This is a genomic window from Vibrio chagasii, assembly GCA_041879415.1.
Taxonomy (GTDB): Bacteria; Pseudomonadota; Gammaproteobacteria; order Enterobacterales; family Vibrionaceae; genus Vibrio.
Map to the genome: position 1 here is coordinate 1,520,612 of CP090852.1, position 26,656 is coordinate 1,547,267.

Here is a 26,656-nt window from a genome sequence, read left to right on the forward strand (position 1 = left end):
GTATCTACAGGATCTCGGGCCTGTACTCGAGGCTTTTTTGTTGGAGATAGCTAAATGTTCTTGAGGGTTAGAACCATTTAATGGCTCGGAATCGCAATCCTTTTTTCTAGCCAACGAACCGCTTGCGATACAACCAAAATAAGAACAAGGTACTCCAAAACCAGAAACGTATAGATCTCTAAAGGTAAATATTCGTTCACCACCAGCTCATTTGCTCGTCTTGTTAAATCACTCAAACCAATCACACTCACTAGCGAACTCATCTTGAGGATATAAACAAACTGATTACCCAAGGGCGGCAGTATCTGACGGAATGCCTGCGGTAGGATAACCAATCGCATTTTTTGCCAATAGGTCAATCCCAAGGATTCGGCCGCTTCATGTTGGCCACGATTAATCGCTTGAATCCCCCCACGGAACACTTCTGCCATAAAAGCGCTCTCTGCAATGGTTAATGCGATTACCCCTGCCCAGAAGTGGTTCAAAGAGACATCGAGTAATGTCGGCATTCCGTAATACACCCACAATAGCAATACCAATACAGGGATAGAACGCATCACCTCTACGTAAAGTCGATTAATCCCCCTGAGTATTGGAGAACTAGAAAGCGCTGGAAAGGCGACCAATAGACCCAGAGCCATAGCAAAAAACATGCTTAGCAACGAAACCTGAATAGTCTCGCTAAAACCAGCCATCAAAAACTGAATGTTAGTTCGCCCCTGCTCCGTCGACGGGTCGAGTACATACCATCCCCATTGGTAGTCTGAACATCCTGTCAGAAACAGCAGAGAAACTAGCGATAAGTGACGATAGTTCACATTTACTCCCAAAAACTCCATTTGTTATTGCTATGTTAACAACCAAATCTGTTTAATGGTTAATAATTAAGAAGAATATCTACATTCATCACTTAGAAATCAGCATTCTTTGAAGGAATAAAAAATGAAGAAAAGCTTAATTGCATTAGGAATGTGCTTACTTGCTTTTACACAAATTGCACATGCACAAAGTCGTTTGCAGGAGATACTCGATGCCGGAGTTCTTCGCGTTGGTACAACTGGGGATTGGAACCCAATGACAATGAAGGATCCAGCAACCAATAGCTACCGCGGCTTTGATATCGATGTCACGACTGAGTTGGCTAAGGACCTAGGCGTTAAAGTGGAATACGTCGCAACAGACTGGAAAACCTTGGTGAATGGCATCACAGCCAACAAATACGACGTGACTGGCAGCGCATCGCTCAACATGTCTCGAGCAAAAGTCGCTGGGTACAGCCAACCCTATTTCTATCTGGCTTTCGTCCCTGTTGTGCAAAAGAAAGACATAGAGAAGTTCTCCGACTGGAGTGACTTTGACAAAGCAGAAATCAAAGTTGCTGCCACGCTCGGCACAGTACAAGAAAAAATGGTGAAGGACTTCTTCCCGTCGGCACAACACATCGTGATTGAAGCGCCGGCACGGGATTTCCAAGAGCTTTTGGCTCGCCGGGCTGATGTCTCTGTGACTTCAAACGTAGAGGCTGCAACCTTGGTAGAGAAGTTTAAACAACTCGCGATAGTTCCGGTGAAAGAGCCACGGAAACCAACTCCAATTGCGATGCTACTACCACAAGATGATCAGGTTTGGATTAACTACATTAACCACTGGGTTGAATTGAAAAAAACGCAAGGTTTCTTCAAGCAAACCGCTGAGAAGTGGGGACTGAAGAGCATGTAACGAGCTCATAGATAAGAGAAAAATAGAGCCCTTAGGGGGTAGGGCTCTAGAGTTAGGAGCTAACTTGACGTTGGGTTATGCGACGACCAGTGTTGCGGCTTTCTTCATCGCTTCTTTGGTTGAACACTCAATCACGTTCGCATTGGCAAAGCGGTGAGCGTCTTTCACTTGAATATCATGAGCTAAGATAACCAGTTTCGCGTTTGCGACATCTAGGTCGGTAATGCGGTTTTGAATGCCATTTTGACCTTGTGTTTCTACCTTAATCTTAAGGCCTGCTGCCGCACCTGCTTTCTCTAGTGCTTTGGCTGCCATGAAGGTGTGTGCAACACCAGAAGGGCAACATGTTACTGCTACAATGTCGTATTCGCCTTCACCTGCCACAGGTGCTGTTTGAGCTTGAACTGGCGCAGCTTCAACTGTGTCTTCTTCTGTTTCAACGACTACTGGTTTCCAGAAGCCAACGATAACCGCTGTGGTTAGAGAGCCTAGTGCGATACCGACCACGTACATAGGGATGTTGCTTGATACCGGCGCTGTGATTAGACCGCCCCATGGTGCGTGAAGTAGGATGTCTGTCATGAAGCCAAACACACAGCCAACGATACCACCGGCAATGATTGAAGGCAGAACGCGCATTGGGTCGTTCGCTGCGAATGGGATAGCACCTTCAGAGATACCGATAGAGCCCATGATTGCCGCCGCTTTACCTGCTTCTTGTTCTTGTTTAGAGAACTTATTTTTGAATAGGAACGTCGCCAGTGCCATACCTAGTGGCGGTGTACAAATCGCGATGCCTACGCCGCCCATCAACCATGGTTGTGTGTCTACTTGAGTTTGAGCGAATAGGGTTGCCACTTTGTTGATTGGACCGCCCATATCGAACGCTGTCATACCACCAAGGATTGTGCCCAGAACCATCTTAGATGCACCCGCCATTGACGCTAGGAACTCGTTCATTGAAGCCATGAACAGTTTGATTGGTTCACCGATGCCCCACAATACGATACCTGCAGAGATTAGCGTACCAACAAGCGGGTAGATGAAGTAAGCACCTAGTGCTGTCATGTTGGTAGAAAGTGGGATCTTCTTAAGTTGAAGTACCACGCCACCTGCGATGAAGCCAGCAACTATACAGCCAAGGAAGCCGCCGCCCATGTCTGCCATGATGCCAGAAGAGATCATTGCTGGTGCTAGTGCTGGTTTGTCAGCAATTGAGTAACCAATGAAGCCGCCAAGAATGATTGGGAAAAGAACAAGGCCCTTGATACCGATGTTGGAGATGTCTGCCAGTAAGCCGTCTGCTGGAACAGCACCTTTACCCGATGCCATGACTGCTAGAGCCAACAGAACACCACCGGCAACAATGAAAGGTAGCATGTGTGATGTACCAAAAAGCAGGTGGCCTTTCATAGTGCTAAGGATCTTTTTATAGTCGCTACTGCTATTTCTGTTATTAGAATTGCTACTGGTATTCGTAGCTTGATTTGCTAGGGTACTCATAATTGTCTACGCCTTATGAATTAATTAAAATATTAAGGATTTGATGTTCATCTTTTGCGTTATGGATATTTTGGATAAATTCATCACTGAATTTTCCAAATAGTTCTTGTAGTACATAAATATGATGGTCAGCACCGTTGTCTGGTGAAGCAATCATAAAAAACACGGTTGGATTAATGCCGTCTTCATCGCCATACTCAATGCCTTCGCGCTTAACACCGACCGCAATTGCAGGCTCTGTTACTGCCTTGCTTTTCGAGTGTGGGTAAGCGATGCCGTCCATTGAGGTGATGCTTTGAGATTCACGAATTTCAATATCTGCCAAGAAGGCTTCTTTACCGCTGATTCGGTTATTCTCAAATAACATGCCTGCCAATTCTTCAAACAGTTCTTTTTTATTATTCGCTTGAAGGTTGTTATTAATTAAGTTGACGTTAGTTAGCTGTGTGATCATTTATTAACTCATTCACTATTGAAGTTCTTGAATTAAAATTAATGGATTAACCCGATTCGCGAAATAGCAAATAAAAGCCCTTCACTGTACATTTGTACCAAGCAAAATTAAGTGTGATTTGCATCATTCATCCAGTGTGAAGTGGGTCATATTTGATGGCGTATTTCGGTGCTGAAATAACTTTCTGTAGGAATAAAAGAGCTGTAGGGACAAAAAAGCTCTAGGAGCAAAAAACAGTAGAAACAAAAATGCCCCGTAAAAGCAGGGCATGAAGAGTGTGTTCTGAGTTGTTAGAGATCTAGCTGTAAGCGCGCGCTACGCGTCCAACGCAATCCAGTTTGTAGGTCTCTGCGTAAGCTGGAATGAACACCGATTGGCCTTTCTCTATTACGCAGGTTTCACCACATTGATGGGTTAGCACCATGGGTTCATCGAGTGGTAGTAGGATCTCGGCACCTTCGGTGGTGATTTTTCTCTGATGAGAATTCTGCACGATAGAGAACTTAAAATCCTCGACTGGAATTTGGTATTCCATCACATCACCTTGTTCAATCGGGCTCAGCAGTAATCTATCCGCGGGCTTTTCATTAAATCGAGTACAAGAAACCAGTTCATTTACGTCCATGTATTTAGGCGTCAGCCCTGCACGCAACACATTGTCTGAGTTCGCCATGATTTCTAAGCCTGTGCCTTTGATGTAAGCGTGAGGCGTTTCGGCATCCAGATACATGGCTTGCCCTGGCTTTAGGGTTATCACATTCAATAGCAGTGGAGCGAACAAGCCGACATCACCTGGGTATTGAGCTTCAAGCTCTGAAATCAATTGGAATACACGTTTATCAGAAAGCTTGGCCTTCATCAGCAGCATGGTTAACGCCATACCTTTTTGCTCACCTTCCAGAGACAACAAGCTTGCAAAGAAACAGGCTAATCCATTGGGTGTTTGATCGCCCGTGAGGTCGTTGACCATAGAATGCAACTCTGGAATATCGAGGTAATGAAAATGCTCAAGGATCTCGTTAATCGACCTAAAGCCATTCATCGCTGTGTAGTCGGTTAGGGCATACACCAATTCTGGCTTATGGTTGGGATCTTTGTAATTACGGTTGCCCGCTGTCATCGGAATGCCTTGTTGCTCTTCTAGTGCATAGCCAGATTCCGCTTGTTGCTTGTTTGGGTGAACTTGAACAGAGAGTGCTTTCTCGGCTGCTAACACCTTGAAAAGATATGGGAGTTCACCAAATCGACTCGCTACTTTCTCGCTTAAAAACAGGTTTAGGTTCTTAGAGATCAAGCTCGATAATGTGGTCTGCTGCCCGTTGTCGTTCACCATTGAACAACCATTTGGATGAGCGCCCATCCAGATCTCTGCTTGTGGCTCACCAGACTGGTTATCAATGCCAAACAGTTGGTTGAACGAAGAAGGGCTACCCCATGCGTAGTTCTGAATCACGTTGGTCATAGGGTAGAAAAAGCGTTGTACGAACGAATCGTTCGCTAAAGAAAAATCAGACATCGAAATCACCATGAAAGGAAACATGGCTTGAGCTCTACTCGGCCTAATGAAATGTGAGAGTAGAGTGGGCTCAAGCCATTGGAGTTGAAATGGCTTAAGCCGCTGCTGTTGTTAGCTTGGCTTTGCGTAGATTTTTAAGCGCGATACAAGTAACCGCAGTTACGCCCGCACCAGACGCCATGCACACCAGTGCTAGCAGTGGGTAGTTCATTGCCCCAAGTAGAGCGACCACTGGACCACCGTGAGCAACGCTGTTGGTGATGCCGAATGAGAACGCCATAACCGCAGCTGTCATTGAGCCAAGTACGTTGGCAGGGATAACTGACATTGGGTCTTGAGCGGCGAAAGGAATCGCACCTTCAGAGATACCCACTAAGCCCATCGCGCCTGCAGCTTTGCCTGCTTCAATTTCAGAGGATTCGAACAGGTCAAACTTACGGCCGATTCTGGTTGCGATAGCCATACCAAGTGGAGCCACAGGAATTGCACATGCCATTGCACCCATGAATTGAGTTTGACCGCTGGCAATCATGCCAACCGAGAATAGGAACGCCACCTTGTTGAATGGGCCACCCATATCAAAGCCAGCCATGCCACCCAGTACGATGCCAAGTAGCACCACGTTACCTGTGCTCATGCTGGTTAGCAGTGCAGTAAGCGCATCCATCAATCCAGCAATTGGAACACCGATTACGAAGATGAACAGACCTGCGATGAATAGAGAGCCAGTGATCGGAGCGATCATGATAGGCACGAGTGGTTGAACGAATTTGTGGTAGTTAAACGAGGTAATCCATTTAACGAAGTAACCGACTAATAGGCCTGCGATGATTGCGCCAATGAAGCCTGTGCCTGCGTCAGCGCCATAGAAAGAACCGTTGTTGGCAATCCAGCCACCAATCAAACCAGGGGTTAGAGCAGGGCGGTCAGCAATCGCGTAAGCAATGTAGCCAGCCAAGATTGGGATCATCAATGTGAAGGCAACCACACCGACTTCTAAGATTTGGTTCCACATGCTGCCAGCAGGAATCGCCATACCAGATTCGCTTGGCTCGCCACCAATCGCTAAGGCTAGGGCAATCAAAAGGCCGCCCGTCACTACGAATGGGATCATGTGTGATACGCCATTCATCAAGTAACGGTAAAGGTCTGAGCGCGCTTGTGATGCTTTTTCGGCAACGGATTGGTTGGTTGGCGCTTGTTCTGCTCGGTAGCTTGGCGCATTGAGTGCTTGCCTAATCAAACCTTGCGCGTCTTTGATTGGTGCTTTTACGTTGGTGCAGATAACACGCTTGCCAGCAAAGCGAGCCATGTCGACCTGCTTATCACAAGCTACGACAATCGCGTCTGCACGTTTAATTTCTTCTTGAGTTGGGCTGTTCTTAACGCCGATAGAGCCGTTGGTTTCAACCTTAACATCGTAGCCAAGTGCTGCTGCGCCTTTCTCTAACGCCTCTGCTGCTAAATAAGTGTGTGCCACGCCAGCCGGGCAACCTGTCACACCAATGATGAAGCCTTGGGTTTCTGTCGTGTCTTCGGTTTGAACTGGCTCTGGTTTCGTCAGAAGTAGTTCCAATGCCGTTTGCTCGGAGTCGGCATTCATAAAGTTCTCAATGAAACCTTCTTCAATCAATTTTGAAGAAAGCTCTGCCAGTACTTCAATGTGGTGATTGTCGCCACCATCGGGAGAGGCAATCATAAAGAATAGCTTTGAAGGTTGACCGTCATCGGCGCCGTAGTCGATGCCTTGTTTGTGTACGCCGATAACAACCGCAGGCTTGATTACCGCGCTGCTTTTCGCGTGTGGTAGGGCGATGCCCTCTTCAAAGCCAGTATTACCTTGTTCTTCTCGCGCTTTAATGTCGGCAAGAAACTGATCTTTGTCTGAAATTCGACCTTGTGCGTACAGCACGTCTATCAGCTCTTTAAATACGTCTTCTTTGGAATTGGCGCTAAGCGAAAGCTTAATCAAATCTTGATTGATCAGTGTTGTGATCATAATGAACCCCTACTCTGTTTTTATTTTGTTAGGGATATTCTGAAATTGATTACTTGCCTTCTGTAGTGAAGAAAAAACGCATTTACTGGATGATTGTTGCCTTCTAAATGGAGTGTGACTTTGATCGTTTAGGAGTGCCGATTTGGGGGGGTGTTGACAGCTTTTATGAGCTTTTAAGGCTTTTATTGATAAGGGTTTAGGTTGATTTTCTTATCATGATAAAGGTGTTCTAAATCTGGTCTTAGACTGGATATTTATTTCCACTACTGGATTTTTGTAACCTAGATCTCAAATTGTGATTTTTCTCAATAGCGCTATGTTTCACTAAGGAGTATATCTATTCCCGTAGCGTTATTGCTGCTTTTAAGAGTTCGAATAAATGATATTTCATGACCTAATCTCGTCGGTATTGAATGAGCGAGAACCATTTCATAACATCTGGTTTGCGGGAGATTTCCACACGCCTTCAGCATTCAGTTATCAGGTGAACTTTCCGCGCTTAGAGCTGGTGCTCGACGGTGAGTATATTAATGAAATGGAGAGTCATGATCGTAAGATCACCAACGTCGTTGCGAAAGCGGGAGATGCGATTTTTATCCCGCCTAACTGTTGGAACAAGCCGAACTGGGATACGGATTGCTCAGTGCTGAGTATGTTGTTTGGTCGTCGCCAACTTGGTTTAAGCTTGGTGAGTAAGCGCAAAGGCGAAGAGAGTTTCTACGATATTCAAAAGCACAGTATTCAGACTCGCTCTGGCTTTGCCATTGACAATATTCTTGAGGCACTCAGTTCATTAGCACGCGAGAGTAACAAGCAACCAATGGATGAGTTGTTGCTGCAAGCCCTGCTGCAATACAGCAAGACGATGTTAGATGCGCCCGTCGAGAAGTCGCATAGCCGAGTACAGGATGTGTATCAGGGCATTTGTATTTACATTCAAGAGAACTTCCATCGTCAGATCACCCGTGACAGCATCGCCTCGCGCTTTAGTATTTCATCCAACCATTTGTCTCGAATGTTCCGCCAACAAGGCCATATGACGCTGGCCGAGTACATCACTCGTGTCCGAGTCGACCGAGCTAAGTTCATGCTCAAGAAGTACAATTTCAAGCTCAATGAAGTGTCGGTACGTTGTGGTTTTAAAGATGTGAACTATTTCTGCCGAGTTTTTAAAAACCGCACAGGACGAACGCCAACAGAATATCGAGGATCAATCTAGATCTAACGTTATGGTTATTAAATCAGACGTGAAGAGATGTACATCAACAGGGCTTGTAGGTCGACGCTGCTTCGGGTCTTTTGCAAACGTTCATTGACCTGCTCGTGTAGCAGATTTCGCGTCAGATTGGTGGCTGCAATAATGTGTTCTCGCTGTGGTTTAGTTGGCAATACCAAAGCGATAGCCACGTGGACTTGGCCAATTGGAGAGGCCCAATCGATAGGGTCATCACTGACGATAACGGCGATAGAGAGGTCTTGGGTCGACTCAAACATCACATGGGGCAAGGCGATACCTGGTGACACACACGTAGACGAGCGTTCTTCTCGTTTAATGAAGGCAAGAATCAGCTCATCCGGATCTGCTGGATGCACTAATTGAGCGAGCCCTTTTAGGCACTCAAACTTGGTCAGTTGAGTTTGTGCTTTAGCATGGTGCCACTTGATGTCGCAAGGTGGGCATATCTGAGGCATGCGTTGGATAAGGTCGTTAGAGAACTCATGATTCACTTGTGAGCCAACCATGGTGTAGTGTTCGGCAATCACGTCTTTTATGACAAAACAGGCCAGCTCGGCATCAATACCTACCGCGGTAATCTGGCATAAATCCCCTCGGAGTAAACCCACCTGTAACATCGCGACAGATTTGGAGAGATCGGCGGTTCGATTTTGAGTGATGTTGATAATGCGGATGGTACTTTTGAACTTTTTCGCTAAGCGAGCAAGCGGCTGCGCGACATGTGAGTTCGCCGTTGGGTCGTCAACAAAGAAGGTGATCTGATATTCGTTCATCAAAGGCTCAAGCCCGACAATGCTTGATGAAAACCTTATCGACACTCAACAACACTTCTTCCATAGGAATGAATACGGTTTTAACTGGGTCGAATCGGCTTGGTTGTTCGATGTCGATATCAGAGACGATCAACACTTTGTCTGCGAGAGTAATGTCCTGTGCAGACAATAAGTTTTCAATACCCATAGCGCCTTGTGTTTCAACCTTGATTGAAACGTTGAATTTAGGGGCTGTTTTATTTAATGCATCAGCTGCCATATAGGTGTGCGCAATGCCTGTAGGGCACGCAGTTACCGCTACAATTCTCATTATTATTCTCGGCTTAATCTCGCCACTTTACTCTCTGGTATGGGAAAACCCAGTAAAGACTGGGAGCATACCGTAGGGGCGATACGTTTATGGGGTCTGTGGATTTTATGGATTGCCGTTTTTTATTCTAAGGTGGACGTCACACTCTGCGTTCTTGGTTACAATAATCCAGTTAATGCACCTTTCGTCCTATATGATGATCGCCGGCACACCGCTAATCTTTTCATCCTATTAACATCGAATTTTAATTTAGGTCAGAAGAACCTAATTACTTCAGTCTGAAATCAGGCGAGGCAGAGTAAACCATGGATATCACTAACATTATCGAGCCCGAGATTATCTGCTTAGATTTGCAAGCAGACTCAAAACAGGCAGTATTTGAAGAGCTGGTCGAGTTACTCGATCGCGCTGGTAAGCTCTCGAATAAAAGTGAATTCCTTGATGATATCTGGAAGCGTGAGGCTATTGGTAATACGGGGTTTGATGATGGTATTGCGATTCCACATGCTAAAAGCACTGCCGTTGCTAAACCTGCCGTTGCTGTAGGTATCAGCCGAACGGGGATTGATTATGGTGCCGATGGCGGTGAACTGTCGGATGTGTTCTTTATGCTCGCTTCGCCAGACAACAACGACGACCATCATATTGAGGTGCTGGCACAGATTTCGACCAAACTGATTGAAGATGACTTTGTTACAAAATTAAAGGCGGTCGAGTCGGTCGAAGAGGCTCAAGAGCTGTTTCTCGAAGCCAATTCCGACTCTTTCGATAGCTATGCCTCTAGCCATCATGAAGTGTACGTTGAGCCGCTCAGCCCTTGGGCGCAGTCGCTTAATCGCATGAAAGAGCATTTGCTGTATGGCACTTCGCACATGATCCCGTTCGTGGTCGTGGGTGGGGTGTTGTTGTCTTTATCGGTGATGATTTCCGGCCATGGTGCTGTGCCTGAAAGTGGCGTGCTGGCAGACATCGCACAGATGGGTATCGCAGGCTTAACTCTGTTTACTGCTGTTCTAGGCGGCTACATCGCGTATTCAATGGCTGATAAACCGGGTTTAGCACCGGGCATGATTGGTTCTTGGGTCGCGGTAGATCAATACAACACGGGCTTCCTTGGGGCGATCGTGGTCGGTTTCTTCGCTGGCTTTGTGGTGAACCTGCTTAAGAAGATCAAACTCCCAGACAGTATGATCTCGCTGAGCTCTATTTTCATCTACCCGTTAGTCGGTACCTTTGTAACCTGTGGTGCAGTGATGTGGGTGATTGGTTCCCCGATAGCTCAAGTGATGTTAGAGATGAACCAAATGCTCACGGGGATGGCAGGCTCAGGAAAAATGGTGCTCGGTAGTATTCTTGGTGCAATGACAGCCTTTGATATGGGCGGCCCGATCAACAAGGTCGCTACGCTGTTTGCTCAGACTCAGGTTAATACCCAACCTTGGTTGATGGGAGGTGTCGGCATTGCGATCTGTACGCCGCCACTTGGCATGGCTTTGGCGACTTTCCTGTCACCTAAGAAGTTCAAGCGAGACGAACGCGAAGCAGGTAAAGCCGCAGGCATCATGGGGATGATTGGTATTAGTGAAGGGGCAATTCCTTTTGCCGCTGCTGACCCTGCGCGAGTGCTACCTGCTGTGGTTGCTGGTGGTATTGTCGGTAACGTGGTTGGCTTTATGTTCCATGTGGTAAACCATGCACCATGGGGCGGATGGATTGTTCTGCCTGTAGTTGATGGCAAAATTGGCTACATCATTGGTACTCTTGCGGGCGCGTTAACTACAGCATTCATCGTGATACTGCTCAAAAAGAATGTGGTAGAAGGCGACGAACTTTCTTATCAATCTGCAGGTGGTTCGGTAACAGAAGAAGGACAAGCGGATGTGTTGGCAATTACTTCATGTCCTTCAGGTGTTGCTCATACTTTCTTGGCGGCTAAGTCTTTAGAAAAAGCGGCCCATCATCTTGGAGTTCGGATAAAGGTTGAGACCCAGGGTGCTAACGGAATAGGTAATCGCATTACACAGAAAGACATTGAAAGGGCGAGGTTGGTGATCTTCGCTCATGATGTGGCGATTAAAGAAGTTGAGCGCTTTGCGAATGTGAAGATCTTAGATGTCAGCACCAAAGAAGCGATGCTTAATGCGCAGGCGCTGATCATGAGAAAGGTATAACCCTTAAGCTATAGAGTTAATCGTCTACAGAGTTAATGAGATCAAAACTAAAAAGACTCCGCTCTAGCCCTTAGCTAACAGTGGAGTCTTTTTGTTGAGATGTCTGAGCTCAGCATTTAAAAAGGATGATACTTAAATACGTCTTCAACCATGGAGTTAAGTAAATCGATGTCGTCACAGGTTTTCGCGTAGGTACGCAGGCCTGCGATTTGAACCTGAACGTGTCGAGCAAGCTGAACTGGTTCACGCTCTTTGCTTATTTCACCAAGCTCTTGTGCTTCTGCAATTAGCTTGGCGAATTCGCCTTCCATGATCTTCAGAGATCTCTTCGCCTCTTCTAATAACTCTGCGTGCTCTTCAGTCAGTTCAGCGACCGTCTTAGCCAACATACACATGCCGTTTGGCGCACTTTGTTTAGATTCAACAACTGCACGTTTTACGAAGCTTTCAAGCGCTTTGATTGGTGAGTCTGTTTCGCTTCTAAAGCGGTTTAGGTTGAGAATGCCAAGTTCGGTATAGCGAGCAAGCGTCTCTTTAAACAGACCCTCTTTGCTGCCAAAGGTCGCGTAGATGCTACCCGGACGCATATCAATCACATCTTGCAGGTTACGCATGGAAGTCGCGTGAAAGCCCTTTTCCCAATACAGGTTCGTTGCTTTATCTACAACATCTTGTCTATCGAACTTCGCAGTCTTGGCCATAACATCTACTTCATCAATCTGAACATATGTACAATATTTTATGCTGAACGTTCGTTCCAGTAAAGGTGTGTTTGACTTAGCTTGATTCCAATCGACCTTACTTGAGCCTCTTAAATCAACTAAGCCTTTGATACTGTTTGGCTATGTTCTTATCTGTTGAGAGACCGGTTAGGTTAAGTATTTGCTTGCCACGGAACGCACATATTCAGGTTCAAGCTTTCCACCACATAGGGTTTGGTGGGTCAGTAGGCCGATGAGGATGCTATACAGCTCGACCGCATTCTCGGCATCGATGTATTGGGCGAGCAGCTGTTGATACTTATTGTTGGCGATCTCGATGCTGGCATCTTCAGCTACGGCTTCTTGACCAATTACATCAATGTAATCAAAGACCAACTTCATCTCTTGGAAGTAGCGTGACTCTATCGCTTGAAAGATATGGACGAAGTTTTCAACCTTTTGCTCGGTTGTAGCATCCACAGCTAGAGGCAAGTCGGCGAGGTTACCTCCATCGTGTCGAACAATGGCTTCGGTCGCAGCCCTAAAAAGTTCGTCCTTACTTTTGTAGTAGTGATAAACCGCGCTTTTACTCATGTTGAGGTGTGAGCACAGTTGTCTCATTCCCAGTTCTTTATAACCAAACTCTAAAAACACACCTGCGGCTTTAAGTGCGATCTCTTCGCGTCTTTTGTCATGATCGACGATCTTTGGCATGAGCCTTCCTCGGAATTAAATATTTGAATGTTCAGTTGATTTAGGCAACTGAAGCAACAGCTTAATACATCTGATAAGTGCCATCTTAGTTTAAATTAGTCCAAGTGGTCAAAATAATTCTTTACAGTGGTCAAACTTCGATCTAATTTAAAAAGACCAAGTGTTCTAAATAAAAAATAAACGACGATTATTCGAGGTAACTATGAGAATTGATTGGAACCTACCCCCATTCAGAGCGGGCTTCTTGGGCGGACTAGATAAATTTATTGGTCCGGGTGCGACATCAGCAGAGAAGAACCTGCAACTGTACATTCCGTTCATAGCGGGTGTACTTATTGCCGCGTATGCGAACCATGCAGAGTTGGGTTGGTCTTGGGGGCAATACGTAGCGGCAGTTCTGTTAACCATCGACATGCTGGGTGGCGTGATCACCAACGCGACATCAAGTGCCAAGCGCTGGTTCCACAGAGAAGGGGAAGGCTTTAAACAACACATGACCTTTATCGCTATTCACTTCATTCAACTAACAGTATTCAGTTGGCTGTTCTTGGATTTGAATCTGATGTGGGTAGCAGTGACCGGTGGTTATATGATGTTGGCGTGTGCCTTGGTATTGAAAACTGCACTCTATCTACAACGTCCGGTTGCTTTGATCCTATACACACTGAGCTTAATTTTATCGCTTTATGTCGTGGAATCACCGGTCGGCTTAGAGTGGTTTTTACCTGTGTTCTATTTGAAGTTATTAATCAGCCACATTCTACGTGAAGAGCCTTACCGTCCGGAAAACGAAGCTGTCTAATCAATGAGGCTTTCTAATAAATGAGGTTATCTACCAATGAACGTAACGAATGAACCTAAAAGCCGAATTCTAGTGGCTGGGGCGACAGGGTACTTAGGTCGTCATCTTATCGAAGCGCTCCAAGCGCGCGATGCTGATTTCAAAGCGCAGGCCCGCAGTGCGAATAAATTGAAGGCTTTCGGCTTGAACGACTCTCAAATTCAGATCACACAAGTGACCGATGCCGAGAGTCTAAAAGGGTGCTGTGATGAGATTGATGTCGTCATCTCTTGTGTTGGTATCACACGTCAGAAAGATGGGCTGAGTTACATGGATGTCGACTATCAAGCCAACCTAAATCTGTTGGAAGAAGCGGAGCGAGCAGGTGTTAAGAAGTTTGTTTATGTATCGGCATTTAGGGCGAACGTGATTAAAAACGTTCGGTTACTTGAAGCAAAAGAGCGCTTTGCGCAGCGATTATTGGCATCAGTACAATTAGCACCTTGTGTGATTCGTCCGAATGGTTTTTTTGCCGACATCGAAGAGTTCTACAACATGGCTAAGTCGGGAAGGGTGCACCTTTTTGGTTCAGGGGATGTTCGTTTGAATGCAATTCATGGCGTAGATTTAGCCGAATTTATCTTGGCTTCGTTACCTAATGACGAAAAAGAATTGGATGTGGGTGGTCCAGATATCCTCAGTGCAACACAAATAGCAGAGCTTGCATTTCAGTCTCTGGGTAAAACAGCGCAAATTACTTATGTTCCCGACTGGGTGAGGAAACTGGCTTTGCGCGTGATAAGGCGGCTACCGGAAAGTCGGGTTGGACCTGCGGAGTTTTTCTTGAGCGCAATGGAGGGTGATGCCATTGCGCCATGCGTGGGAAAACATCATTTAAGTGACTACTTTTCCGAGCTTAATAAAGAGTCTAATTAAGGCTATTCGTCGACGACTTCGACGGTTTTATGTTGCGCACCGTAATAGGTGCCTTCATCGATGGTGTACATCAGAGTTGCTTCACATTCAGGGCAGTCGAACTCTTCATTCGGCTCGATGGCTTCCTCTTCTACCCATTCCCATCCAATGTGTTCTTCGCAAGCTGGACAGTCCATAAATACCTCAGGTTATGCTTTTTAGTTGATTGAATTGTTAACTTTTCGGGGCGGCATTATACATAGTTGCTGCTCAATATGTAGTGAGTATTCAGGTGAACCTTAGTGTTTGCCTACCCCTTTAGTATTAACAAAAAGCGTCATTTTTCAGTCACTTGCGTCGGGAATATGTTGTTACACGTTTTTTGTGTTCGGTAAGGTTGCATAGCTAACAGATTTATAAATAAACCAATGAATTTTGTAAGGTTAAATGCTAGCGTTATCGATTGCCGATAACATGGCACGGTAATTGATAAAACTAAAGATTATATGATCTTAGTAAAAGTACACCGTTTTAGAAGTGTGTCTAATTACATTACAGATAAAGATTCGTTAGCTGCTAGGAAATAACAATGAAATTAACCGATATGTCTTTTAAGCAAAAAATCATCGCTTTGCTTATTTTACCGATCTTAGGGTTTCTATGGCTGAGTGCTTCTACGATTTCTAAAAGCGTAGAAACGACCAGCGAAATGTCGTCATTAAACCAACTGACTCGTTTGTCGGTTGTATACAGCGAACTTGTGCATGAGCTACAAAAAGAACGCGGTATGACGGCAGGTTTTATCGGGTCGAAGGGCACTAAGTTTGTTAGTGAACTTCAATCCCAAAGAACCAGTGCGGATAATAGACGTGCTCAGAGAAACGAATATTGGCAGTCTGCAGCGATTGATTTACCGCAGATTACTCGCCTGAATAATGAAATTAGCCAAAGTCTTAACCAAATTACTTCTATTCGTAACCGAGTTGATTCTCAGTCGATACCACTTTCTGAAGCTTTGGGCTATTACACAAAACTAAACGCAAAATTATTGAGTGTCTCGGCGTTAATCGCAGAGCTAAGCTCTGATGCCACCATCACCACGGAAACCATCGCTTATTACAACTTTTTGCAAGGTAAAGAGCGTGCGGGTATTGAGCGTGCAGTGCTGAACAACACCTTCTCCAAAAACGAGTTTGGCCCAGGTATGCTGGTGAAATTCATCTCTTTGGTGACAGAGCAAAATACCTACTTCTCAAACTTTGAGGTGTTGAGTAACCCAGATAATGTCCGCTTCTTTGAGCAGCAATTGAATGACCGCTCTGTGGCAGAAGTAGAGAAGCTTCGTAGTTTGGCTGAATCTAAGATGGGTGGTTTTGATGTCGACCCTGTGTATTGGTTCGCTCAAGCGACGGGTCGTATTGTTCAGTTGAAGAAAACCGAGAATCAGCTAGCAGACTCATTGATTGCGTTGACTGAGAAAAAGATGTCAGAAGCGCAGTCTGCGATGATGATGAGTATCGGTCTGTTTGCTTTGGTCACCTTGTTTGCGAGCTTCGTGAGCGTTAAGGCGATCAGCGATCTAACGATGAGAGTAAAAGACCTGACGGTGATGTTGTCTAAAGTTCGTAATGACAATGATCTAACGGTTCGTGCTAAGTACGTTGGTAACAGCGAGCTTGGACAAATATCTTCGGCATTGAACGAAACGTTAGAAAAGTTTTCGAACGTTATCGACAATCTGTCTCAATCGAGCCTGACCTTAGCTTCAGCTGCTGAAGAAACCTCGCAAACTTGTCATTACAACTCGAATACGCTGGTTCAACAACAAGACCAAATTGGCTTAGTTGCGACGGCGACAGAAGAGTTATCAGCAACGGTAAATGAGGTGGCGGCTAAAACTCAGCAGACAGCAAGCTCCGCTAAACTGGTCGATGAGCAGTCTCAAGAAGGTTTGAGTACGGTTCAAAACTCTTATCACTCTATCGAAAAGCTGGCATCTGAAATTAATGACCTAGCGGAAAAGATCACGCATCTACACGAGAGCAGCAATAACATTAACAGCGTGATTGATGTGATTAAGTCGGTAGCAGAGCAAACTAATCTACTGGCATTGAACGCGGCAATTGAAGCAGCCCGAGCGGGTGAGCAAGGTCGTGGGTTTGCGGTGGTTGCCGATGAAGTTCGTACACTGGCGCAACGTACTCAGCAATCGACAGCGGAAATTGAAGGCTTTATCAGCTCGCTACAGTCTGATGTGCAGACGGCGTTCAATGTTATTGATAACAGCCAGAAGATGTCATCAAAAGCGGTAGAAGATTCCAGAGAAGTGGAACAGACTCTTCAAGGTATTTCCAACGCTGTTAGTGAAATCTTTAGTATGACTGAGCAGATTGCAACGGCAACGGAAGAGCAAGCGGTCGTAACTCAAGACATCGCACAAAACGTGATGGCGGTAGAGCAGAAGTCGACAGAGTCGACCACAGGCGCAACGCAAATTGCAGCTACAGCGAAAGAGCAAGCTGAACTTGCGGCTTCATTGAAAGAGATTGCGAGTACGTTTAAGAGCTAGTTCGAAAACGCTTAAACGAAGCTGATTAAATAAAACTAAAAAGCCCGTGAATCTTAGGATTCACGGGCTTTTTTATTAAAGACTTTTGGGCTAGCCCATAAACCAAGACACGAAAATTAACGCACCAAAGCCAAAGGTAGCAACAAGTGCTGTGTCGCCGCCTGCTGCGGTGTAGCTGCCCTCGGTTTGTAAGTGAGGGAAGTCGGGTCTACGAACTTTAACCACCATAGCGAGAGGGCCCCAAATCGCGAGGAACACCAACACCATGCCAGCATAGTCCAACATGCTGACGAATTGGCTAGCGAACAGCTCAGCTAATACCAACGGCAGCACAAAGGTCAAAGCGTAAGCCATGAACTTGTTATTAGTCACTGCGTCTTTGTTTTGGTCGTATAGCGCCATGGATACACCAAGGAACGAGGTCACCAATGCAAGCGCAGAAAACAGTGCAATTACGACTTTTAGCCAAGATGATTGACCACTAAACGCAGAGATGAGCTCTGAAATGTTGTGGAACTGACTGATCGCGTCTGTACCTAGGTTTCCGATAATCGCGAACAGCCAAGTGAGGTAGCAGACCAGAGGAATAACTGAGCCTAGCAGAATCATATTGCGGATCTGCTTTTGAGTCGCTTCACGGTTGTAGATAACCAGTGACGGGATCACCACCATAGAGGCAAAGCTGGTAAAGATAACCGCGCTGTATTGCACCACGTCATTCGCTGTGTATTGGCTAGTTTGAGTCAGGTAATCAAGGCGAATATTGCTAAACAGAGAGGCAATAACAATAAACAGCATCACCACCATCAAGATGAATAAGCCACGATTCAGTTTGTCGATGTAAGACTTGCCCGCCACAACAATCACACCCGTTAATAGGCTAAAAGCTGTGTAAGCTGCAGAGGTAGACACATCTACACCAACATCGAGTAAAAGCTTATGGATGATGTCACCGACACCCAGGATATAGGCGATCAGCATGCATACCAGCAGCAAGTAAAAGAGTGCATTGATAAAGTGTTTTCCTTTGCTGCCTAGAGTGAGGTAAGCAACACTGCTCATGCCACTGTTATCTTTGGTTTTGGTACACGCTTCTGCCAATAGGAGAGCTGAGTATGTGGTGCCGATAAAGATGAGTAGCATCAGCACTGAGCTGATCATGAAGCCAAATTGAGCCAACACCATGGGAATAGCAAGCATGCCAGCCCCTAATGCAGTTCCTGAAAGAATCAAAGAACTGCCGAATAATTTCATATTCAAAAAAGCAACCTCTAAGTATCCAATTAATTTTTAGTTGGATTGTAAATATTTGTTGCCAAGCCTAACAAATTACTCAGTAAAGTTAGGGCTTATTTTCTAATTATTTTTGAATTTTTCTAAAATAATTAAGCCGGAATTTGTTGTGTATATGAATGTTACCTTTATTTATCTGTCTGGTGATTGTTTTTATCGTTTTTATAACTTTTGCAAATTTATCACCACTTAATAATTGTCTAGCTTTGGCAAGTTAGGTCGAATTGTTATTTCCCTAAAATCGATTCAGATACTTGCTTTTTTAGTATTCCATTACCGTCACTTTGTTCATATCTTGATGGTTTGTCGTAAATGGAAAGATCCGTTGTCGCAGAAGCCATTCGGTAGTTGGGCGTTTCGCTCTTATTATCCTCACACCAATTATGTGGGGGTGTTATGTATCGTTTTCTGTTTTGTAGCTTCGCGCTTGTTCTTTTGTATCCAACGGCGATTGATTTGTATTTGGTTGGCTTGCCTCAAATCGCTGCTGACCTAAATGCCTCAGAGGCGCAGCTCCATATTGCGTTTTCTATCTACTTGGCTGGAATGGCAACCACCATGTTGTTCGCCGGTAAATTTGCCGACAAGGTAGGAAGAAGGCCTGTCGCGATTTTCGGTGCGATTGTGTTTGCTACTTCTTCAATGCTAGGTGGAATGGTAACCAGCGCAGAGCCGTTTCTAGCGGTGCGCTTTTTCCAAGGCGTTGGTGCGGGTTCATGTTATGTGGTGGCATTTGCCATTTTACGAGATGTACTAGATGACCAGAAGCGCGCCAAGGTACTATCGATGATGAATGGCATTACCTGCATCGTGCCAGTGCTTGCACCTGTTATTGGTCACTTAATCATGACGGTATACCCTTGGCCGAGTTTGTTCACGACTATGGCAAGTATGGGCGTAGTGGTATGTTTGTTGTCGGTGTTAGTGCTAAGAGAAACTAAGCCAAATAGAAAAGACTCGGAAGTAACAAAAGCTTCTGTGTCTCAATCAACTTCGGCCGAAACCTTCAAAGAACCCTTGTTTATCAGCCGAGTGATTATGACCAGTTTGGGCGTGACGGCGATTCTGACTTACGTGAATGTGTCTCCAATGTTGATCATGACCGAGCTTGGCTTCGACCGTGGTGAATACTCGTATACCATGGCTCTTACTGCACTTGTCAGTATGTTGGTGTCGTTCTCTGCGCCATTTGCACTGAATTTATTTAGGCAGAAAAGCCTGATGCTGGCATCTCAAATATGCTTTGTGATTGCCGCTGTCTTGCTGCTCGCCTCGATTGATGGTGCGCTAGGGCATTACGTGACGCTTGCTGGTTTTGCCTTCGTGTGCGGTGGCTTCTCGCTCGGTTTTGGCGTCGCAATGAGCCAAGCATTGAGTGGCTATTCACAACGAGCGGGCGTGGCGAGTTCGATATTGGGCGTTTCTCAGGTGTGCACGTCGGCATTGTTTATCTGGTTGATGGGCGTTATCGGGCTAAGTGCATTGAATATGTTGGTATTTATACTGGCTGCTGGTGGAGTTATCAGTATTGCTCTAATACTATGGGTAGGTCCTTCCCAAGTGAAAAGTGATTATGAAGAAGCCACTAGCCCGTCTTGATCTCAACCTGTTGTTCACTCTGCAATTGCTGCTGCAAGAGCAGAGTGTTTCAAAAGCTGCCAAAAAGCTTAACGTTACGCCTTCAACGGTGAGCAAATCACTGACTAAGCTTCGAGATTGGTTTGATGATCCTCTGTTTGTAAAAACGCCAAGAGGTTTAACGCCGACACCACTCGCGTTAAGCATGGTTAAAGATCTCCAAGACTGGCTGCAGATTGGCAGTCAAATTCTTACGACTCGTGGTGATGATGCGCCCAAAGATGTGCGATTGAATTTAGAGGCGGAATCACCGCTGTCACTAATCATGCTTAACGAGCTGACGCAAAGCGTGTATCAACGCTATCCAAACGCGAAGATAAAAATGCGCAACTGGGATTACGATTCAATAGACTCCATCGTGCGTGGTGAGTCTGATATTGGCTTTTCAGGGCGAGAAAGCCATCCGCGCTCGAAAGAGTCTCTAGACGCGCTGCCTTACTTTATCGATTTCGAGGTCCTGTTCCACGATATGCCAGTCGTGTATCTAAGAAAAGATCACCCAGCTTTACAGGAAGAATGGAACCTGGAGGCTTTCCTTAAATATCCGCATATCAATATTGTGTGGGAAAAAAGTGAAACCTGGGCACTGGATGAAGTGCTTACCGATCTGCAACTAGACCGAAACATTGCCCTTACGCTTGCAGGTTTCGAGCAGTCTCTGTTTATGGCGGCTCAATCCAACCACACTATGACGACGGTTGCGCCCAACTACTGCCGACGCTATGCGGAGCAACTTCACCCCAACCTTACGTGCTTGCCTATTCCTTTAGACGAAGAACATGCCAATAAATTGCTAATTCCTTTCACTATGATTTGGCATAAACGCAATGCCTACAATCCGCTCGTTTTATGGCTAAAAGACACACTCAGATCGCTTTACCAGTTCGAAGGTAAACAGGTAAAAGTCGAGAAAAGTGTCTAAAATTCTGTTGACCTGACTACAGCTTCATAGTTTATCTTTGCTACCGAAATGAGAGGGGAAGTGCATGTATCGTATCTCTGAACTGGCCGAATTAGTTGGGCTGAGTCGTTCTACATTGTTGTACTACGGCAAACTAGGTTTGATTGAAGCTCAACGTCAGAGCAATGGCTATCGTCTTTATTCTGAAAAGGACTTGCAACGTGTTCGTTTGTTACAGCAATTACAGGCGGGTGGGTTGACGCTTAAAGAGTGCCAAGCCTGTTTAGATGCAAAAATCGAACGCAGCTTGCTGGAAAATAGACTCAAGCAGTTGGATGAAGAGCTACTGCAAAAACAGCGTTCACGAGATCTATTAGCAGCAATGCTAGGCGAAAGCGGATTAGAAGAGTGGCATGAGTCGATGGATAAACTTGCGCCAGATGCACACCTCGATTGGTTAATTAAGCAGGGCTTTGATGAGAAACAGGCTCTGCGATTGAAGTGGTTATCGAAAGACATGAATGAACATGAACAATATATGGCGGATTTCGGCGCCATCTTTGAAGGATTAGAACGTTTAGGCCCCGGAACAAAGGAGGACACGCTTACTGCGCTCTCCCGCGTTCCGGAAGCACCGAAGCGCGTCCTTGAAATTGGTTGTGGTAAAGGTATCGCAACCTCCGTATTAACGAAGGCGATGAAAAAACATCAGGCTGAAGTGCAGGTCACTGCGGTAGATAATGATCAACCGTGTTTGGATATTCTAAACCAGCAAGCACTAGAACTTGGTCTGGAAAGCAACATCAAAACGGTATGTGCAAGCATGATGGATTTACCGTTTGAAGCGAAGTCATTCGACTTAATCTGGTCAGAGGGTAGTGCTTACATCATGGGTGTCCAGAAAGCACTTAAGCAGTGGCGAAAGTTACTTGCCGATGATGGCATATTGGTCGTGAATGATTTGGTCTGGAACACCGAGAATCCTAGCGAATCAGCAGAAGTGTTCTGGCAGAAAGAATACCCAGATATGACGACGGTTTCCGAGCGCATGAAACAGGCAAAAGCAGCGGGCTATCTAGTCTTGAATGACTTTGCGATGAGTGATGCCGGTTGGCTGGCCTACTATCAGCCCTTACAAAAGCAAGTTGAAGCGCTGAAAGCGACGATGCCGAACTCAAAAGCGCTCGTAGATTGCGACAATGAAATCAAACAATTCTTCAATAACAGCAAACTAGTGGATGGCTCTCAAGGCTCAGCGAAGCGTGATTTTGATTATCACTTTTTTGTGTTGAAGAAAGTACAGTAAGTGAAGAACACTATGAAATTTAGACAATACGATTCAAGCGAGATCGAAACGATCACTCAGCTTTTTACTCAAACCTTTACTGATTCAGAAGGTGAAAATGAAGGTAAAACAGTGGGTAAGCTTGCCAATGACCTTTTGACGGCTACAGATCCAACAGAACTACTTTGCTTTGTTGCTGAAGATGATTCTATTGAATCTGAAAGTAAGGTTGTGGGTGCGATTATCTTTACGCCACTCACCTTTGATGACGAAACTAAGGCTTATTTGCTCTCTCCAGTAGCGGTGAGCACACAGGTTCAAAAGCGTGGGATCGGCCAACAGCTGATTAACTTCGGCTTACAGACTCTAAAAGAACAGGGGGTTGAGCTTGCTGTGACATACGGTGATCCTAGTTACTATTCAAGAGTGGGCTTTGAGCAAATCACTGTTGAACAAATCCCGGCACCATTCAATTTGAGTTACCCTCACGGTTGGATAGCTCAATCGCTGATCGGCGGTGAGATTAAAGTGGCGAGTGAACAGTCGAGTTGTGTTGAAGCTTTGGCTCACGCTCAATACTGGTAATCGCGCAAAATAGTATCTTAAATGAAATAAAAGCCCATCAGGTTTTACTTGATGGGCTTTTTACTTTTAATCAATCAGATAAGCTCAAAATTGTTCAAATTTAAGTCACCTGTTCTCCTTTAGAATTTCTCACGTCTTACTACTTTGAACGTGTGTTCAAATAAGAACTTGAGCGATCGTTCTATTTTGGTTTATATTGTTTTCACGTCAGCGGAGAATAGCCACACATTACTTCGTGAAGGAATACACTTAGAATCAGATTTGATAGGAATAGAACGATGAGCAAATTCAAAATTCACTCAGTAGAATCAGCACCAGAACAAAGCCAACCTATTCTTGAAGGTGCGAAAAAGCAGATGGGGCGAGTTCCAGGTTTGTTTGGTGTGTTAGCGGAATCACCGAATACACTCAAGGCTTATACTCAACTTCATCAAGCGTTTAGTGATTCATGTTTCGATCCAGAAGAGCTGACAGTGGTTTGGCAAACTATTAACGTTGAACACGAATGTCACTACTGCGTCCCAGCTCATACTGGTATTGCACACTCAATGAAGGTTGACCCGGCAATTACTGAAGCACTGCGTAATCGCACGGCACTTCCAACAGAAAAGCTGCAAGCTCTGCACGACTTCACGCTAAGTATGGTTCGTAACCGTGGCAATGTGCCTGCAGATGAAATGGAAGCATTCTTCGCTGCAGGTTATGGCCAACAACAAGTGCTAGAAGTGATTCTTGGCCTGTCTCAGAAAGTGATCAGTAACTATGTAAACCACGTTGCCGAAACGCCGGTAGATAAGGTGTTCGAACAGTTTGCATGGCAAGGTTAATCTAGCTATTTATTTGGTTTGCTGCCAAAAATGAAAAGCCCTGCGCAGTTGCAGGGCTTTGTTGTATTGGCTGAATAGCGTTAGCTTGCCATTTACTTCGAGTTGTTTAGTGCTGCTTTAAGTCTTAGCAAAGCACCTTCTAACACTTCAGCAGGGCATCCTAGGTTTAGACGAATAAACCCTGAGCCTTCTTCACCAAAGCCACAACCCATGCTGGGTACAATACCTGCTGAAATCAGTTTCTGCTCGAGCTCCGTATCGCTGAGCTGCATAGCTCGACAATCTAGCCATGCGAGGTAAGTTGCTTCAGGTTTAGTGAATCGGATATGAGGAAGCTCTGCCTTCAAGAACTTACTCAGTGTCTCGATGTTACTCTGTAAATACTGCTTTAGGTCGGCTAACCAAGCTTCGCATTCTTGATAAGCTGTAGTTGCGGCCGACATCGATAAATTGTTAAAGCAATCCATCCCGTGAGCATCTAACCGTCTAACAAACTGTGTTTTCAATTCTTCATTTGGAATGATGAAATTTGAGATTCTCAGTGAAGACAAGCCGAACGTTTTGCTCGCTGCTGTAGCGACGATGAGCCTATCGGTTAAAGCTTTCGGTAATCTTAAGGATGAGTAGAATGCATTCGGAGCAAGTACTAGATCGCTCCAAATCTCATCACTGATTAGCCAAACTCTGTATTTTTGACAAAGTTCGGCAACTTGTGTGATCTCTTGTTCTGTCCACGCTCTGCCTGTCGGGTTATGTGGATTACAGAAAATAAGTGCTTTTGCGCCACTTGCGAAACAATCTTCCAGGTGAGCTAAATCAAGACGGTAGTGACCACCCGATTCAATCAGTGGATTATTTAAAACTCGACGATCATTCAGCTCAATGATCTTACGAAATGAGCCGTAACCGGGGCTTTGGATAACAACTTGATCATTCACCTTTGTGAGCATTTGCAGTGCCATTGCAATACCCGGTAAGACACCATGTATTGATGTTATCCACTCTTTTTTAATCACGGTATTATGCTGTGTCTTGAACCAATTAATAGCCGCTTGGTAATAGTCTTCCTGACGTTCTGAGTAACCAAAAACACCATGAGAGATATCTTGAGTTAGACGATTGAGCACTTGTTGTGGTGCTTGGAAGTCATAGTCAGACACCCACATTGGCAGTAAATCTGTACCCTCTAAGCCAAGCTTTTGCTCCATAAAGTCCCATTTAACCGAGCCTGTGTCACGGCGGTTAATCTTATTATCGAAAGCGTTCATAGGATGTAAGCCTTACTTAGTGTTGTGAGCTAGATGAGTATCAACAGAGTCTTCTAACTGTTCAGGCTTTGTACGTGCAATGCCAAAACCAGTGAAGCCATAAATTAGAGCGAAGATGACACCTGTGTAACATTGGATAGCCCAAGGCAGATAGTCCAGAGTAGCGACACCTAATGTGCTTGCCATGTAAATACCTGCTGCTGTCCACGGTACTAGTGGCTCAATAATTGTTCCTGCGTCCTCGATTGTTCTTGATAGGTTTTTAGTATCTAGTCCCATTTTACGGTAAGCGTTCTGGAACAGCTCGCCAGGGATAAGCAGTGCTAGTTTCCCATCAGATGTTGTGAATACAACGGTGATAGTTGCTATTACTGTTGAAGCGATAAGCTGACCTGTTGAGTGAATAAGGTGCAAGAAGCGGCCTAGTACCCCGTTTAGCGCGCCTGTTAAGCTGAGAATCCCTGCAAAAGAAAATGCACAGAAAACCAGTAGAATCGTGCTCATCATTGAGAACAAGCCGCCTCGGTTCAGAAGCTTAGATACGTCCGGAATTAGTCCATCAATCGCAGTACCTTTTGCTTCAAATAGAGCCACGTTGAAACCGTCTACATATGCTTGGAAGCCTTGTTGTAGTGAGAAACCTTGCAAAGCCATGCCTAGTACGATGGCAAGGGCTGATGCACCGAGCATCAGTGGTAAAACTGGTTTTTTGGTTAGTGCTCCCCAAAGGATCATTACCGGTGGAATAATCAAGAGTATGTTGAAGTTATAAAGGCTATCTAATCCTGCAAGGATTTGCGTTACTTTTTCTGGTTCGCTTACCGATGCGATGTCTGCACTTTGTCCAGCGAAGAAGAAAACAACAGAAGCAATAACAAAGCCAGGTAGCGTTGTGTAAAGCATGTGTTGAATGTGCTCATACAAGGTCGTGCCAGAAACGACAGGAGCAAAGTTGGTTGAGTCTGAAAGAGGAGATATCTTGTCGCCAAAGTATGCACCAGAAACAACAGCTCCGGCAGCAGCTGCTAATGATACATCTAAGCCAGCCGCTACACCCATGAGTGCCACGCCGACTGTACCTGCGGATCCCCAAGAGGTGCCCGTACATACAGAGACGACAGAGGTAACGAAAAAGGCTGCAATAAGTATGTACTCAGCACTGATGACTTTAAGCCCCCAGTAAACCATGTAAGGGATTGTTCCACTAATCATCCAGCTTGCGATAAGACCGCCGACTGAAACTAAAATCAAAATAACAGGCATCGCTTTTGCGAGTTTCTCAACAATCGCGTTGATGATGTCATCCCAGTTGTAGCCCATCTTCCAAGCTATACATGCAGTGAAAGTTGCAGAAATGAGTAGTAGGACTTCAATGCGAAGTCCTAAAACACCGTATCCAATAGCAAGTAGCGCAAACATAACGGCGATGGGCGCTAGTGCTAATCCGAACGATGGTAGAGGCTTTGAGTTATTCATATTTGTTATCCTCAGGTGAGT

The 26,656-nt window shown here is 45.3% G+C and carries 24 protein-coding genes; 11 read left to right on the forward strand and 13 right to left on the reverse strand.

What is annotated here, in order from left to right; genetic code table 11:
* Positions 1-77 precede the first annotated feature (77 nt).
* Entirely contained in the window at positions 78-818 is a 741-nt protein-coding gene (locus L0991_20640; protein ID XGB64436.1) for an amino acid ABC transporter permease, read from the reverse strand.
* Between the two features lie 124 nt (positions 819-942).
* On the opposite strand from L0991_20640, the gene L0991_20645 reads away from it, so the two are divergent.
* Positions 943-1,719, forward strand: coding sequence for a transporter substrate-binding domain-containing protein (locus tag L0991_20645; GenBank protein ID XGB64437.1), 777 nt, complete (start codon positions 943-945; stop codon positions 1,717-1,719).
* A gap of 75 nt (positions 1,720-1,794) precedes the next feature.
* On the opposite strand, the gene L0991_20650 is transcribed toward L0991_20645, so the two are convergent.
* The 4 genes from L0991_20650 to L0991_20665 all read right to left on the reverse strand — a co-directional run bounded on the left by L0991_20650 (position 1,795) and on the right by L0991_20665 (position 7,191).
* On the reverse strand, positions 1,795-3,222 hold the full coding sequence (locus L0991_20650) for a fructose-specific PTS transporter subunit EIIC (protein XGB64438.1): 1,428 nt from the start codon (positions 3,220-3,222) through the stop codon (positions 1,795-1,797).
* A 13-nt stretch (positions 3,223-3,235) separates the two neighbouring features.
* Complete coding sequence (locus L0991_20655; protein ID XGB64439.1) at positions 3,236-3,676, reverse strand: PTS sugar transporter subunit IIA; 441 nt, start codon at positions 3,674-3,676, stop codon at positions 3,236-3,238.
* A 298-nt stretch (positions 3,677-3,974) separates the two neighbouring features.
* Positions 3,975-5,192 carry a mannose-6-phosphate isomerase, class I gene (gene manA / locus L0991_20660; protein XGB64440.1) on the reverse strand — a complete coding sequence of 406 codons (1,218 nt, stop codon included), beginning with the start codon at positions 5,190-5,192 and terminating at the stop codon, positions 3,975-3,977.
* Between the two features lie 94 nt (positions 5,193-5,286).
* Complete coding sequence (locus L0991_20665; protein XGB64441.1) at positions 5,287-7,191, reverse strand: fructose-specific PTS transporter subunit EIIC; 1,905 nt, start codon at positions 7,189-7,191, stop codon at positions 5,287-5,289.
* 379 nt (positions 7,192-7,570) lie between these two features.
* On the opposite strand from L0991_20665, the gene L0991_20670 reads away from it, so the two are divergent.
* Entirely contained in the window at positions 7,571-8,410 is an 840-nt protein-coding gene (locus tag L0991_20670; GenBank protein XGB64442.1) for an AraC family transcriptional regulator, read from the forward strand.
* A 17-nt stretch (positions 8,411-8,427) separates the two neighbouring features.
* On the opposite strand, the gene L0991_20675 is transcribed toward L0991_20670, so the two are convergent.
* Together L0991_20675 and L0991_20680 are read right to left on the reverse strand one after the other, a co-directional pair.
* A complete protein-coding gene (locus tag L0991_20675) occupies positions 8,428-9,201 on the reverse strand; it encodes a PTS sugar transporter subunit IIA (protein XGB64443.1) in 774 nt (257 codons plus the stop codon).
* A gap of 7 nt (positions 9,202-9,208) precedes the next feature.
* Positions 9,209-9,511 carry a fructose PTS transporter subunit IIB gene (locus tag L0991_20680; GenBank protein XGB64444.1) on the reverse strand — a complete coding sequence of 101 codons (303 nt, stop codon included), beginning with the start codon at positions 9,509-9,511 and terminating at the stop codon, positions 9,209-9,211.
* 305 nt (positions 9,512-9,816) lie between these two features.
* Between L0991_20680 and L0991_20685 the strand changes: the two genes are divergently transcribed.
* Positions 9,817-11,682 (forward strand): fructose-specific PTS transporter subunit EIIC, encoded by a 1,866-nt coding sequence (locus tag L0991_20685; GenBank protein XGB64445.1) that lies wholly within the window; start codon positions 9,817-9,819, stop codon positions 11,680-11,682.
* Between the two features lie 116 nt (positions 11,683-11,798).
* On the opposite strand, the gene L0991_20690 is transcribed toward L0991_20685, so the two are convergent.
* The gene (locus tag L0991_20690) at positions 11,799-12,383 is read right to left on the reverse strand and encodes a TetR/AcrR family transcriptional regulator (protein XGB64446.1); all 585 of its coding nucleotides are present in this window, start codon (positions 12,381-12,383) and stop codon (positions 11,799-11,801) included.
* A gap of 168 nt (positions 12,384-12,551) precedes the next feature.
* Entirely contained in the window at positions 12,552-13,097 is a 546-nt protein-coding gene (locus tag L0991_20695; protein ID XGB64447.1) for a TetR/AcrR family transcriptional regulator, read from the reverse strand.
* A 202-nt stretch (positions 13,098-13,299) separates the two neighbouring features.
* Between L0991_20695 and L0991_20700 the strand changes: the two genes are divergently transcribed.
* Both L0991_20700 and L0991_20705 read left to right on the forward strand, forming a co-directional pair.
* A complete protein-coding gene (locus L0991_20700) occupies positions 13,300-13,899 on the forward strand; it encodes a hypothetical protein (protein XGB64448.1) in 600 nt (199 codons plus the stop codon).
* A gap of 36 nt (positions 13,900-13,935) precedes the next feature.
* Positions 13,936-14,814 (forward strand): SDR family oxidoreductase, encoded by an 879-nt coding sequence (locus tag L0991_20705; GenBank protein ID XGB64449.1) that lies wholly within the window; start codon positions 13,936-13,938, stop codon positions 14,812-14,814.
* A 2-nt stretch (positions 14,815-14,816) separates the two neighbouring features.
* Here the strand turns inward: L0991_20705 and L0991_20710 are convergent, their stop codons facing one another.
* On the reverse strand, positions 14,817-14,990 hold the full coding sequence (locus L0991_20710) for a hypothetical protein (protein XGB64450.1): 174 nt from the start codon (positions 14,988-14,990) through the stop codon (positions 14,817-14,819).
* Positions 14,991-15,382: 392 nt separating this feature from the next.
* Here L0991_20710 and L0991_20715 point away from each other — a divergent pair, with 392 nt between their 5' ends.
* Entirely contained in the window at positions 15,383-17,362 is a 1,980-nt protein-coding gene (locus L0991_20715; GenBank protein XGB64451.1) for a methyl-accepting chemotaxis protein, read from the forward strand.
* Positions 17,363-17,452: 90 nt separating this feature from the next.
* Here L0991_20715 and L0991_20720 read toward each other — a convergent pair whose 3' ends face one another.
* On the reverse strand, positions 17,453-18,616 hold the full coding sequence (locus tag L0991_20720) for an amino acid permease (GenBank protein ID XGB65427.1): 1,164 nt from the start codon (positions 18,614-18,616) through the stop codon (positions 17,453-17,455).
* Positions 18,617-19,051: 435 nt separating this feature from the next.
* Here L0991_20720 and L0991_20725 point away from each other — a divergent pair, with 435 nt between their 5' ends.
* The 5 genes from L0991_20725 (at position 19,052) to L0991_20745 (ending at position 23,891) form a co-directional block, all read left to right on the forward strand.
* Positions 19,052-20,254, forward strand: a complete 1,203-nt coding sequence (locus L0991_20725) for an MFS transporter (protein ID XGB64452.1) — start codon at positions 19,052-19,054, stop codon at positions 20,252-20,254.
* Positions 20,229-21,215, forward strand: a complete 987-nt coding sequence (gene yidZ / locus L0991_20730) for an HTH-type transcriptional regulator YidZ (protein ID XGB64453.1) — start codon at positions 20,229-20,231, stop codon at positions 21,213-21,215. The genes L0991_20725 and yidZ overlap by 26 nt, the downstream gene beginning before the upstream one ends.
* Before the next feature lie 64 nt (positions 21,216-21,279).
* Positions 21,280-22,500, forward strand: a complete 1,221-nt coding sequence (locus tag L0991_20735) for a MerR family transcriptional regulator (protein ID XGB64454.1) — start codon at positions 21,280-21,282, stop codon at positions 22,498-22,500.
* Positions 22,501-23,064: an N-acetyltransferase gene (locus L0991_20740; protein XGB64455.1), complete on the forward strand. Its 564-nt coding sequence runs from the start codon at positions 22,501-22,503 to the stop codon at positions 23,062-23,064.
* Between the two features lie 278 nt (positions 23,065-23,342).
* Complete coding sequence (locus tag L0991_20745; GenBank protein ID XGB64456.1) at positions 23,343-23,891, forward strand: carboxymuconolactone decarboxylase family protein; 549 nt, start codon at positions 23,343-23,345, stop codon at positions 23,889-23,891.
* Between the two features lie 92 nt (positions 23,892-23,983).
* On the opposite strand, the gene L0991_20750 is transcribed toward L0991_20745, so the two are convergent.
* Together L0991_20750 and nhaC are read right to left on the reverse strand one after the other, a co-directional pair.
* Positions 23,984-25,159 carry a pyridoxal phosphate-dependent aminotransferase gene (locus tag L0991_20750; protein ID XGB64457.1) on the reverse strand — a complete coding sequence of 392 codons (1,176 nt, stop codon included), beginning with the start codon at positions 25,157-25,159 and terminating at the stop codon, positions 23,984-23,986.
* A 12-nt stretch (positions 25,160-25,171) separates the two neighbouring features.
* A complete protein-coding gene (gene nhaC, locus L0991_20755; GenBank protein XGB64458.1) occupies positions 25,172-26,635 on the reverse strand; it encodes a Na+/H+ antiporter NhaC in 1,464 nt (487 codons plus the stop codon).
* Positions 26,636-26,656: the final 21 nt, after the last annotated feature.

Coding starts and splice junctions, on each gene's coding strand:
- L0991_20650 (XGB64438.1), bottom strand. CDS start 3,222: ATGAGTACCCTAGCAAATCAAGCTACGAATACCAGTAGCAATTCTAAT.
- L0991_20720 (XGB65427.1), bottom strand. CDS start 18,616: ATGAAATTATTCGGCAGTTCTTTGATTCTTTCAGGAACTGCATTAGGG.
- L0991_20680 (XGB64444.1), bottom strand. CDS start 9,511: ATGAGAATTGTAGCGGTAACTGCGTGCCCTACAGGCATTGCGCACACC.
- L0991_20675 (XGB64443.1), bottom strand. CDS start 9,201: ATGAACGAATATCAGATCACCTTCTTTGTTGACGACCCAACGGCGAAC.
- L0991_20695 (XGB64447.1), bottom strand. CDS start 13,097: ATGCCAAAGATCGTCGATCATGACAAAAGACGCGAAGAGATCGCACTT.
- L0991_20710 (XGB64450.1), bottom strand. CDS start 14,990: ATGGACTGTCCAGCTTGCGAAGAACACATTGGATGGGAATGGGTAGAA.
- L0991_20745 (XGB64456.1), top strand. CDS start 23,343: ATGAGCAAATTCAAAATTCACTCAGTAGAATCAGCACCAGAACAAAGC.
- L0991_20665 (XGB64441.1), bottom strand. CDS start 7,191: ATGATCACAACACTGATCAATCAAGATTTGATTAAGCTTTCGCTTAGC.
- L0991_20700 (XGB64448.1), top strand. CDS start 13,300: ATGAGAATTGATTGGAACCTACCCCCATTCAGAGCGGGCTTCTTGGGC.
- L0991_20670 (XGB64442.1), top strand. CDS start 7,571: ATGATATTTCATGACCTAATCTCGTCGGTATTGAATGAGCGAGAACCA.
- manA (XGB64440.1), bottom strand. CDS start 5,192: ATGTCTGATTTTTCTTTAGCGAACGATTCGTTCGTACAACGCTTTTTC.
- L0991_20725 (XGB64452.1), top strand. CDS start 19,052: ATGTATCGTTTTCTGTTTTGTAGCTTCGCGCTTGTTCTTTTGTATCCA.
- L0991_20715 (XGB64451.1), top strand. CDS start 15,383: ATGAAATTAACCGATATGTCTTTTAAGCAAAAAATCATCGCTTTGCTT.
- L0991_20750 (XGB64457.1), bottom strand. CDS start 25,159: ATGAACGCTTTCGATAATAAGATTAACCGCCGTGACACAGGCTCGGTT.
- L0991_20735 (XGB64454.1), top strand. CDS start 21,280: ATGTATCGTATCTCTGAACTGGCCGAATTAGTTGGGCTGAGTCGTTCT.
- nhaC (XGB64458.1), bottom strand. CDS start 26,635: ATGAATAACTCAAAGCCTCTACCATCGTTCGGATTAGCACTAGCGCCC.
- L0991_20655 (XGB64439.1), bottom strand. CDS start 3,676: ATGATCACACAGCTAACTAACGTCAACTTAATTAATAACAACCTTCAA.
- L0991_20685 (XGB64445.1), top strand. CDS start 9,817: ATGGATATCACTAACATTATCGAGCCCGAGATTATCTGCTTAGATTTG.
- L0991_20705 (XGB64449.1), top strand. CDS start 13,936: ATGAACGTAACGAATGAACCTAAAAGCCGAATTCTAGTGGCTGGGGCG.
- L0991_20690 (XGB64446.1), bottom strand. CDS start 12,383: ATGGCCAAGACTGCGAAGTTCGATAGACAAGATGTTGTAGATAAAGCA.
- L0991_20645 (XGB64437.1), top strand. CDS start 943: ATGAAGAAAAGCTTAATTGCATTAGGAATGTGCTTACTTGCTTTTACA.
- yidZ (XGB64453.1), top strand. CDS start 20,229: ATGAAGAAGCCACTAGCCCGTCTTGATCTCAACCTGTTGTTCACTCTG.